Annotated in this window: 6 protein-coding genes; 5 read left to right on the top strand and 1 reads right to left on the bottom strand. The window is 43.8% G+C overall.

Features of this window, described 5'->3' with window-relative positions; all coding sequences use genetic code 11:
- The first annotated feature begins 840 nt into the window (after positions 1 to 840).
- On the top strand, positions 841 to 3,444 hold the full coding sequence (locus AC57BQ_RS04875) for a GH92 family glycosyl hydrolase (protein ID WP_496405193.1): 2,604 nt from the start codon (positions 841 to 843) through the stop codon (positions 3,442 to 3,444).
- Positions 3,445 to 3,524: 80 nt separating this feature from the next.
- Positions 3,525 to 3,890: a magnetosome magnetite crystal formation protein family gene (locus tag AC57BQ_RS04870; RefSeq protein ID WP_090471844.1), complete on the top strand. Its 366-nt coding sequence runs from the start codon at positions 3,525 to 3,527 to the stop codon at positions 3,888 to 3,890.
- A gap of 198 nt (positions 3,891 to 4,088) precedes the next feature.
- Here the strand turns inward: AC57BQ_RS04870 and AC57BQ_RS04865 are convergent, their stop codons facing one another.
- Positions 4,089 to 4,967 (bottom strand): polyphosphate kinase 2 family protein, encoded by an 879-nt coding sequence (locus AC57BQ_RS04865; RefSeq protein WP_496405192.1) that lies wholly within the window; start codon positions 4,965 to 4,967, stop codon positions 4,089 to 4,091.
- Positions 4,968 to 5,242: 275 nt separating this feature from the next.
- Between AC57BQ_RS04865 and AC57BQ_RS04860 the strand changes: the two genes are divergently transcribed.
- The 3 genes from AC57BQ_RS04860 to AC57BQ_RS04850 all read left to right on the top strand — a co-directional run bounded on the left by AC57BQ_RS04860 (position 5,243) and on the right by AC57BQ_RS04850 (position 11,657).
- Complete coding sequence (locus AC57BQ_RS04860) at positions 5,243 to 7,579, top strand: penicillin-binding protein 1A (RefSeq protein WP_496405191.1); 2,337 nt, start codon at positions 5,243 to 5,245, stop codon at positions 7,577 to 7,579.
- 149 nt (positions 7,580 to 7,728) lie between these two features.
- The gene (locus AC57BQ_RS04855; RefSeq protein ID WP_496405190.1) at positions 7,729 to 10,944 is read left to right on the top strand and encodes a TolB family protein; all 3,216 of its coding nucleotides are present in this window, start codon (positions 7,729 to 7,731) and stop codon (positions 10,942 to 10,944) included.
- Between the two features lie 110 nt (positions 10,945 to 11,054).
- Positions 11,055 to 11,657: a fasciclin domain-containing protein gene (locus AC57BQ_RS04850; RefSeq protein WP_496405189.1), complete on the top strand. Its 603-nt coding sequence runs from the start codon at positions 11,055 to 11,057 to the stop codon at positions 11,655 to 11,657.
- The last annotated feature ends 64 nt before the right edge of the window (positions 11,658 to 11,721 follow it).

The raw sequence follows: 11,721 nt of genomic DNA, 5'->3' as shown, positions 1-11,721 counted from the left end.
CCTTTTATTTTAACAATTTTTAGTCGAAAACGAGGTAAAAACGCATCACTTTTGCCCGTTTTAACAAAGTTTTAACGCCATTTTAACACTTTTTAACAAATTTTTGATAGGTTTTGAAAGGTTTAAAAAGTATTAGAAAGCTGACAATCAAACAACTATATAAAAAACGGTCTATTTTTGTCCCTTGCGGACCTTAACTAAAGAGCCCCGGTTTTCCATTATTCAGGAAAACCGGGGCTCTTGTTGTATACAAATATACGGAAAATCAGTGGGAAATCCTTGCCAGCGTAGACGACTCACCCCGCCTGCGCTTCGCTGGGCGACCCTCTCTTCGCCTGCGGCGGAAAGAGGGTGGGGAAATAATGGTGTCTTATTTATAATCTCTTTTCTCCGTCAGCAGAACAGCTTCGGGCGAAAGCAGGCAGAATATGTTGGCTTGTGCGATGGCAGGGGCATTAGCAAATCTTGCCGAAGTAGAGTAATGAGCGAACGAAGTGGAGGTAAGGTTTAGCAGCCCGTGATTCTGACTGTTTTGCAGGGCAAGGGCCTTGTGCGCAAAGAAGCATTTCTGGTGACAAGCCTTTTGGTTACTTTGTGGCTACAAAGTAACTGGCCCTCCCGCGGCCAAGAGCGGGTCTACGATAGACATTTACGCTCTGTATAGTATGCGATTGCCGCGCTGCGCTCGCAATGACATGGTTTTGATTTTTTATCCAAAAATATTCTGAGTCACCTGCGACAATCTTGTTACGTATCCTCCCAGCCTGAGTTCACTGATTTTTTACTGATTGTAACATTTAAGTTTTAATTTGCGTGATATAATAAACAGCATTTACCTGTATGCCCGCTATAAAATTTGTGCTCCGTAATACTTTAGCATTTACTCTATTATTTGCCGCAGCGTCTGTGGCCCTAGCTCAAAAGGCCGAAAAGAAAAAAGAGAAAGATTACGCGCAGTTGGTTGATCCTTTTATCGGTACGGGCGGGCATGGGCATACCTATCCGGGCGCTGTGCTGCCTTTTGGTATGGTGCAGCTGAGTCCGGATACGCGCTTAACCGGCTGGGATGGCTGCTCGGGTTATCATTTTACGGATACTGTGGTTTATGGCTTTTCGCATACACATTTGAGCGGTACCGGTATTGCCGATTATTGTGATGTATTGTTTATGCCTACCATCGGCAATCCGCAGTTTAAAAACACTGAATACCGCTCTGGCTTCAAAAAGAAAAATGAACTGGCCACACCCGGCTACTATAAAACCCTGTTGGATAAGTATAATATCGGTGTGGAGCTTACCGCCACTACCCGGGTTGGTGTGCATCGTTATGATTACCCCAGCACGCCAAACGCTAATATCATCATAGATTTGCAGCACCGCGATATCGTGATCAACTCCTGGATAGAGGTAGTGAACGACCATGAAATCCGTGGTTATCGCGAATCCAGATCATGGGCCAAGGGTCAGCGGATTTATTTTTATGCCAAATTCTCCAAACCCTTTAAAACCTATGGTATAGCCAGTAACGACCAACTACAGGAGGGTCAGAAAAAGGTGGAAGGTAAAAACATCAAAATGTACCTGCAGTTTGATAATCCCGGCGAGCTGATCTCCAAAGTAGGTATATCCGCGGTAAGCGCCGAGGGCGCCTTAAAAAACCTGGATGCCGAAGTTCCTGATTTCGACTTTAAAAAAGTACAAAAAGCGGCGAGGGCTTCCTGGAATACCGAATTGAACAAGATCCAGGTAGAAGGTGGCGCCCCCAGCGTTGCTCAAGCCACGCAAGCCGCCCAAACAGAGCTCCGGGCCAATGGCGGCGGCAATGGTCGTGTGCCTAAAGAGAAGAGACCGGTAGTGCCCGATTATTCCCGCATTAAACAAACCATTTTCTATACCGCCCTGTACCATGCCATGCTCGCCCCAAACATTTATAATGATGTGGATGGGCAATACCTGGGGCTTGATCAAAAAGTACATACCGCGCAGGGATTTAACTACTACACCGTGTTTTCATTATGGGATACTTTCCGTGCCGAAAACCCTTTGCTGACACTGATCGACAGGAAACGGACGCGCGATTTTATCAAAACCTTCCTGGCCATGTATGAGCAGGGTGGTTTATTGCCGATATGGCCGCTGGCCAGTTCCGAAACTTATTGTATGATCGGCAATCATTCTATCCCGGTTATTGTTGACGCTTACGCCAAAGGTATCCGTGATTTTGATGCTGCCGAGGCCTTTACCGCTATGAAAGCCGCCGTAAACCGTGATCAGTTTGGTTTGGATAATTACCGTAAAAATGGCGCCGTACAGGCCGATGCGCAAAAGGAATCTGTTTCGAAAACGCTGGAGTATGCTTATGACGACTGGTGTATTGCCCAAATGGCCAAAATGCTGGATAAGCCCCAGGATTATGCCGAATACATACAACGCGCCCAGTATTGGAAAAACGTATATAATAATCAGAACGGTTTTATGCAGGCCCGGGTCAACGGCGGCTGGTTCGCCCCTTTTAATCCTACCGAGATCAACCGTAATTATACCGAAGGCAATTCCTGGCAATACTCCTTCCTGGTGCCACAGGATGTGGATGGCCTGATAACACGCATGGGCGGCAAACAGGCTTTTGAAGCCAAACTGGACGAATTATTTACTACCGATTCCAAACTGAGCGGTAACGCTCCGCCTGATGTTGCCGGTTTGATCGGGCAGTACGCGCATGGCAACGAGCCGAGCCACCACATGGCTTACCTGTATAACTTTACCGATTCGCCTGATAAGACCCAGTTCTATATAGACCGTATCCTGCGTGAGGAATACAGCGAAAAACCGGATGGCCTGGCTGGTAATGAAGATTGCGGACAGATGTCGGCCTGGTATGTGATGAGCTCATTGGGCATTTATAACATAGCGCCGGGGCAAAATCAGTTCCTGGTGGGAATCCCCCAGTTTGATAAGGCTACGGTTTACCTGGAGAATGGCAAAAAACTCACCATCACCAATTCGGGCGCGGGCATCAGCAGGGCCAATACCTATTTGCAAGGCATGAGCCTTGCTAAAAAGTCCTACAATAAACTATATTTAAATTACAGCGATATAGCCGATGGTGGCGAATTTGAAGTGTTTACCGGCAGGCTCTCCAACAAGCTATTTTTACAGGACCTGGAAAAACCCGTATCCATTATCAATGATAATTTCATCGTGGCAAACCCTTACATTATAGCGCCATCCAAAACATTCAAACAACCTTTCAGCATCCAGATCAAAAGCGCGGATGCCGATGCTAAAATATATTATACACTCGATGGATCGGCACCAACCGCTGGTTCAACATTGTATAGCGCACCGGTAACTATCTCAGCCAATACAACGATTAAGGCCGTAGCTATAGTCAATGGTAAAAACAGCTTCATTGATGAGGCGAGTTTTGTGAAGGAGAATTGAATGGAATAATTAACAAAAAATTCAAACATTTGGTGGTAAAATATGGTTAGCTTTATTAAATCATTAATTAACCTATCACCATGAACGACTCACCATCAACAGACAGCGGCAAAACAGCCGGAATTGTTAGTTATTTCTTTATCATCGGTTGGCTTATAGCTTATTTCGCTATGTATAAGGATAATAAAACCGCGCAGGCAAGCTATCAGTTAAGACAAACTCTACTATTTCACATTGCCTCTATGATCATTTATTATGCTGCCGGGGCCATTTTCGCAGCTATATTTTTCTCTGGAGGAGGTACTATTGGTTATTCCCTTTTTTGGGTAATCAGGCTTGGCTTATTCATTTTATGGGTAATAGGCTTTATAGGAGCCATTAACGGCGAAAGCAAACCTATACCGCTTATCGGCGAAAGAGCACAAACTATGTTCTCGAGTATATAATCGTCTTATCTCGTTTAAATGTGTCCTCACTGGCAATAATTTAAGTTGGTTGTGATGATGGACACCACGAAACCTATCAACTCGTCATTGCGAGGCACGAAGCAATCTCTACGTGAGCAGGGCAATCAGAAAAGTTCGCTCTGTATAGTATAGAGATTGCTTCGTGCCTCGCAATGACGCGTTTAGAGAAAATTCCCCTCACTCCTTTTCCAATATATTTTTCGCATCATCCAGCCTACCTTTTTCTTCTTTGGTCAGTACGGGGTATTTAAGTTTCAGGTCGCTAATGGTTTGAAGTATAACGGTTGAAATGGCAATCCTGGTAAACCATTTTTTATCGGCGGGTATCACATACCAGGGGCAATCCTTGGTGGCTGTCTCCCGGATAGCCTTTTCATAGGCTTTCATATATTCGTCCCAATGTTTACGTTCTTCAATATCAGCCAGGGAAAATTTCCAGTTCTTTTTCGGGTCGTCTATTCGCTCCAAAAAACGTTCTTTTTGCTCGTCTTTAGACACGTGCAGAAAAAACTTAATAATTACTGTCCCGTTAGCAGTAAGGTGCTCTTCAAACGCACGGATGCTTTTATAACGCTCGTTCCAAAATTTGGAGTCGATGTCTTTCACACTACTCACGCCAGGTAAATTTTCTTTCAGCACCAGCTCAGGGTGCACTTTGGTAATCAGGACATTTTCATAATGCGAGCGGTTGTGGATACCGATCCGGCCGCGCTCAGGCAGGGTTTTATAATGGCGCCATAAAAAATCGTGTTGGTAATCCTCAGTACTGGGTTGTTTAAAACTATATACCTGGCAGCCCTGAGGATTTAGTCCTGAAAAGGTATGCGCTATGGCACTATCTTTCCCGGCAGCATCCATCGCCTGAAAAATAATTAGCAGCGCATATTTATTGGCAGCGTAAAGTTCAGACTGCAGATCGAAAGTCTGTTCAATCAGTGCGGTTAAAACCTCTTTGGCATCGTCTTTCTCAAAACCATCGGCATAAGCGGCATCATGCTCTTTAAGCGAAAACCCTTTACCATTATCGATCTTAAACTTGTTAATTATGTTACTCATATCAAAAAAATTGCTTTACACTTTGCCAACTTAAAATTTAGATGTTAAAATTGCGTTGATAATGATGCTGTTTATTTAAATTTATAAATATCCACACCGAGGGTCAATTCGATTTGACCGAACCTATAGTAAAACGGTTTTAAGGTACTGAAAATTTAATGCCTTATGCTTGCAAACAGGTTGGTGACGGGTATACTGTAACTTTTATGTAAACTGTATATATTAATATTTGTTTGATACTATGATTTAGTGTCATTATTTTACATCTTTACCCAATGTTCCGACGTATACGAAACCGATTTCTTAGATATTTCGCCATATTTATTTACTTCGTCATCATCTTTTTTTGTTGTATCGAACTCAATTTCCTCTGGCTTTCAGGTTACTCACCTGACATGCAGGATATTAAAAACCCAGTAATGTCTGTTGGTTCTGAGGTATATACAGCCGATGGTAAGCTGATTGGCCAGTACTATAAAGAGAACCGCTCCCCTGTCGAGCTAAAAAACATCTCTCCCAACCTCGTTAACGCCCTTATAGCTACTGAGGACGTACGCTTTTACAAGCATAACGGTGTCGATTTTTACTCCTTTTTTACCAGTATGCTATCCACCGCTAAAGGCGAGCGCCGCGGGGGCAGTACCATTACACAACAGCTGGCCAAAAACCTGTTCGAAACCCGTAAACGCAAATCGCAGGGCTTTATTAAACATATCCCGGTGATCCGCACCATAGTTTATAAGTGTAAGGAATGGCTTACCGCCTTTAAAATTGAGCATGTTTATAACAAGGAGCAAATACTTACGCTGTATTTAAACACGGTGCCTTTTGGTAACAACTCCTTCGGCATTAAAACCGCCTCGTTAAAATATTTTAATAAAACACCGGATAAGGTTACACCGGCAGAAGCGGCATTGCTTATTGGCATGCTCAAAGCTACCTCGAGCTACAATCCTATTAAAAATCCAGATCGTGCTTTGGAGCGCCGTAATACGGTTTTAAGCCAGATGCAGAAATATGGCTATCTGACCAAAATTGGTTACGATACCAGTTTTAAATCGCCCATCAAGCTTAACCTGAGTTATGTGGAAGAAGATTCGCATGGCGACTCTTACCTGCGCCGCGCCGTGGAGAAATGGCTGGATAAATGGTGTAAGGAGAATGGCTATAACCTGTATGAGGATGGTTTAAAGATATACACCACTATCGATTCGCATCTGCAGCAATATGCCGAAGAAGCTGTTGCCGAAAAAATGAAGATGCTGCAAAAGCGTTTCAACAACCTATGGGGCAACAAAAACCCATGGCGCGACTCCAAAGGTGTAGAGATTAAAGATTTCATCCTGAAAAACGAGCAACGCCTGCCTATCTTCAGTTTGCTGGAAAAGAAATACAAAGGCGATACCGTTCAAATTCAACAATATTTTAAACAGAAAAAACGGATGACCGTTTTTACCTGGAACGGCGAAAAGGATACGACCTTCTCGACCATCGACTCGATCAAATATTACGCGAAGATCCTAAACACCGGTATGATGACCCTGGAGCCATCAACGGGTAAAATAAAAGTTTGGATAGGCGGTATCGATCATCGCTTTTTTAATTACGATCACGTAAACCAGGCACGCCGCCAGGCGGGTTCAACCTTTAAGCCTTTCGCTTATTTAACCGCATTGGATAATGGTTTTACTCCCTGCGATAAATTCACCGATAAACCCGTAACCATTAAATATAAAGACAATGGTAAGGATGAAGTTTGGCAACCCAACAATGCCGACTTTAATTTTTCGTACCGCGAAATGTCCTTACGCTGGGCCATGGGTAAATCTGTAAACTCCATTACCGCGCAGCTGACCGAAAAAGTGGGCTGGGATAAGATTGTAGAATACGCCCATAAATGCGGTATTGAAAGTCCGTTGAAATCGGTGCCATCGGTATCATTAGGTTCAAACGATGTTTCGGTTTTTGAAATGGTGAGGGCGTACAGCACCTTCCTGAACAAGGGCCAGAAATTAGACCCCATACTGGTAACCAGAATTGAGGATCAGGACGGTAGCGTATTGAAAGAATTTACCTTAAAACAAGAACAGGTGATCAGCCCGGAAACAGCTTGGCTTATGCTATATATGTTCCGTGGTGGTATGGAAGAACCGGGCGGCACCTCACAAGCCTTATGGGAATACCCTGGTCTGTGGAAAAAGGACAATAACCAGATAGGTGGTAAAACCGGTACTTCGTCTGATTATGTCGATGGCTGGTACATGGGCATTACTAAAGATCTGGTAACCGGTATATGGGTTGGCGCTGATGATCGCAGCGTACACTTTACCACGTCCGAGACCGGCGAAGGATCACATACCGCGCTGCCTATTTTCGGCCGCTTTATGGAAAAAGTTTATGCCGACCCAAAATCGGGATATACTTACGGACCGTTCCCGAAACCATGGGTAAAAATCACCAAGGAATATAATTGTCCGTCGCCAAGGATAGTGACCGATACAGCGACAGTTGACAGTACAAGCAACCCTATTGATACAACGCACGTATTACCTACACCGGCAGCACCAACCACTACACCTGAAAATCCGGAAGGTACGCCACCGGGGCAGTAAGGTTAATTAGTATCAAGTAGCTAGTATCAAGACTTTAAATGCAGAGAAGGGATCCTATAGCATTAATTGAGATAGATTTATCTTGATACTTGATACTAGCTACTTGATACCTTTTTTAATTAAATTAGCGATATCTATTTAGTTAAGTTATGAATAAACACTACCCCTTATCAAATAAGGCCCAAAAGCTCACCCTTATATTCCTTTGTCTTATAGGTTCTTTATTGATAAGTACTGGTGCCCATGCCCAGTATTTCGGGCAAAATAAGGTACGTTATAAAAACCTCAAGTTTAAAGTTTATAAAACCCCGCATTTTGAAATTTACTACTACCTAAAAAATGATAGTATGGTAAAGCGCTTTGCCCAGGAAAGCGAATTGTGGTACACACTGCATCAGCAGGTTTTTAAAGACACATTTAAGACAGCCAATCCTATTATCCTATACGCCAACCACCCCGATTTTCAGCAAACTACCGCTATCGACGGTGAAATTGGCGTGGGTACCGGCGGTGTTACCGAAGGTTTGAAGAACCGGGTGGTGATGCCCGTGATGGAAACCAACCAAACCACCCGCCATGTTATCGGTCACGAGTTGGTGCACGCGTTTCAGTACCGGGCGTTGCAGGCTGGTGAAGGTGATAGTTTTGAGGAGATCAATAATATTCCCTTATGGATGATTGAAGGTATGGCCGAGTATCTATCATTAGGTAAAAAGGATTCCTACACAGCCATGTGGATGCGCGATGCGTACCTGAACCATGATATCCCCTCCGTGCGCGATCTTACGGAAAGCAACAAGTATTTCCCTTATCGTTATGGCGAGGCTTTCTGGTCGTTCCTGGGCTCAACCTATGGCGACACGGTAATTGTACCCTTCTTTAAGAATACAGCACGCTACGGTCTTAATTATGGCATCAGGCGCACCTTTGGATATGATGACAAGACTTTGTCGCGCTTATGGAAAACATCCATCGAAAACACTTATAAACCTTTTCTAAAAGATACCGTTCAAAAACCTGTAGGTCTTAAACTGATCGACAGCAAAACAGGCGGTGACCTCGTAGTGGCACCAGCGGTAAGCCCGGATGGTAACTATGTAGCCTTTCTATCGGCTAAAAGTTTGTTCTCCATTGATCTTTACCTGGCCGACGCGCATACTGGGCGCATCTTACGAAAGCTTACGAGCAAGGTATCCAATACGCATATTGATGAATTTAACTTTATAGAATCGGCGGGCGCGTGGTCACCAGATGGTAAACGCTTTGCCTTCAGCGCATTCAGCAAAGGTCGAAACCGGATGATCGTGGTGGATGTAGCCAGCGGCAACACGCTGAATGACGTCTCTATGGAAAAAGCCGAACAGTTCAGCAACCTGTCCTGGTCGCCCAATGGTAAAGACGTTGTTTTCCAGGGTTTATCCGAAGGTCAGGGTGATCTGTATTCTTATAATTTCGATACTAAAAAAGTGACCCAGTTGACCAACGATAAATACTCCGATTACCAACCAAGCTATTCCAGGGATGGCAAAAAGATCATCTTCTCGAGCGACAGAACTACTTACGACCAATCTTTAGAACAAGATATCCCCTTTAACCTGGCTGAACTTGATCTGGCTACGGGCAAAATAACCGACATTAAGATATTCAATGGCTCCAACAACCTAAACCCGCAATACTCTGCCGATGGTTCGCAGGTGTACTTTTTATCCAACCGCGATGGTTTTCGCAATATGTACCGTTATACCCTCAGCAGCGGTAAAATTGAGCAAATGACCGATCTGTTTACGGGCATCTGTGGTATTACCGAGTATTCACCGGCATTAAGTATCTCCAATCACGATGATGTGGTTTACTCCTATTATCGTGCTCAAAAATATTCCATTTATAATGCAAAGGCATCTGATTTTAAACCGGCTACTTTGCAGGCAACTGATGTAAACTTTAGCGCTGGCATACTACCACCGGCCCGTGCAGTTGGCGTCGATCTGATCAACTCCAATTTGAATAATTACCTGGCTTATAAAAAAATCCCTGCCGACTCGGTTGTTAACATCGCTTACAAACCCAAATTTAAGCTTGATTATTTGGCTGGTAGCGGTATTGGCATTGGCGTTAGCAGTTTTTATGGCACAAGTCTTTCAAGCGGCATACAGGGCGTGTTCAGTGATATACTGGGTCGCAATCAGATCTTCGCTGCGGCGTCAGTCAACGGACAGATCTATGACTCTGGTGCAGCAATAACCTATGTAAACCAAACCGGTCGGTGGAACCTCGGCTTTGGCATATCTCATATCCCATACCAATTTGGTATCCAAACCAGAACATTCCCGACAAAAAGTGTGAGCGGCAAAAACGAAACCGTTCTGTCGGACAATATTGACATCATCCGCAATTTTGAAGATGCAGCCAGGGTGTTTACCTCCTATCCAATCTCCAAAACCACACGTTTCGAGATTGGAGCAGGTGCTTCCTATAACTCCTACCGTGTTGACCGTTACAGCGATTATTACGCCTTGGATACTACTATCAATGCTGATAAAAGTAAAACCATTACTACAAATTATTTAACATCTGATAAGAAAAAGATAGCTAATGATGACGAAAGTAAGTTAATCGGTACCAGCTTAAAATCATACTCGCTTTTCCAAGTATCCACCGCTTTGGTTGGCGATAATTCTTTCTTTGGCGTAACCGCGCCACTTAATGGCTTCAGGTATCGCCTGGAAGCTGAATACAATTTTGGCACCTATCATTTCTTTGCGCCAACCATCGATCTCCGGAAATATGTGCGGGTTGAACCCGTTACCTTCGCAGCCAGGTTTTATGGTTACGGGCGTTTTGGTGGTGATGCCACCGGGCTTTATCCTTTATACGTGGGCTATCCTTTTTATATTCGTGGTTACGAAGGGCAAACCTTTTACAACAATGGCAAAGCCGGTACAAATGGTTTCAGCATCGATCAGCTATCTGGTAGCCGCATTGCGGTATTTAACTTCGAGGTGCGTTTACCTTTTACCGGCCCGGAGAAACTGGCCCAGATCAAATCAAAGTTCCTGTTTACCGATCTTAACTTATTTTTCGACGCAGGCCTGGCCTGGAACGCCGGCGACCATATTTATTTCCAGAAAAACCCACCGGTAATAGGTCAGCAACCGGTACTTAATGACGATGGCACACCTACTGTAGTGAACGGGCAACCGGTTACCGAGCCGGTATATGGTAGGGTTCCGGCATTAAGCGCGGGTATATCATTAAGGATCAATGTATTTGGCGCCTTTGTATTGGAGCCGTACCTGGCCATTCCGTTTAATCGTACCGATGTTAAAAAGCCATTATTTGGCTTAGGATTTACACCAGGATGGTAACTAAATGATCATCTAAAAGTAAAAGCGACCATAAAGTCGCTTTTTTTATTTAAAACCTAAACGGCTTAAAATAGTTATCAAATAATATCTGTTTATATTTGCAGCCTGATATGAAAAAAATACTGTTGTTGAGTTTGGCTCTGATGATGTGTAGCTTCGCCGTACTTGCCCAGGCAGCTGATACCGACCCAGTTAGCAATGTGCCGGCTTCAGGCACGATGAAAACCATTGCCGGGGATGCCATGCTACCAGCCAATGATATTGTACAAAATATAGCTACAGACAAGGATCTGTCCATATTCTATAATTTTGTGAATTCGACCAATTTAGCCGAGACATATAAAAGCAAAGGCCCTATTACCATCTTCGCTCCTGCTAATGAAGCATTTGAAAGTTTATCTCCCGGTAAGCTCGATTCATTGTTAAAACCAGCGCATGTTTGGGAGTTAACTCATATAATTGCCTATCATGCTGTAGCCGGGAAATTTAGCGCTAAAGAATTACATAAGCTCATCAATAAGCATAAAGGTTCAACCATTTTGACTACCATTAGCGGAGGTAAATTGATCGCTAAAATTGATGACAATAATAATATCACATTGGAGGATGAAACCGGTGGCCGGTGTATCATCAACCGGTCTGATATTACACAAAGCAACGGCGTAGTCCACATCATCAGCAAAGTGCTGTTACCCAAACCAAAAGCCGTATAATAATACAGGCGAATGACAATCTGTCTACAGCAGCACTACGTATTTAAGATATAATGAATTGTAA

This window comes from Mucilaginibacter sp. BGA-UO-ETr-C110, from assembly GCF_059567985.1.
This window is presented reverse-complemented; position numbering and strand designations above follow the sequence as displayed.

Bases quoted from the DNA above. Each gene is read 5' to 3' on its own strand.
- AC57BQ_RS04855 (WP_496405190.1), top strand. From the start codon at position 7,729: ATGAATAAACACTACCCCTTATCAAATAAGGCCCAAAAGCTCACCCTT.
- AC57BQ_RS04870 (WP_090471844.1), top strand. From the start codon at position 3,525: ATGAACGACTCACCATCAACAGACAGCGGCAAAACAGCCGGAATTGTT.
- AC57BQ_RS04860 (WP_496405191.1), top strand. From the start codon at position 5,243: ATGTTCCGACGTATACGAAACCGATTTCTTAGATATTTCGCCATATTT.
- AC57BQ_RS04865 (WP_496405192.1), bottom strand. From the start codon at position 4,967: ATGAGTAACATAATTAACAAGTTTAAGATCGATAATGGTAAAGGGTTT.
- AC57BQ_RS04875 (WP_496405193.1), top strand. From the start codon at position 841: ATGCCCGCTATAAAATTTGTGCTCCGTAATACTTTAGCATTTACTCTA.
- AC57BQ_RS04850 (WP_496405189.1), top strand. From the start codon at position 11,055: ATGAAAAAAATACTGTTGTTGAGTTTGGCTCTGATGATGTGTAGCTTC.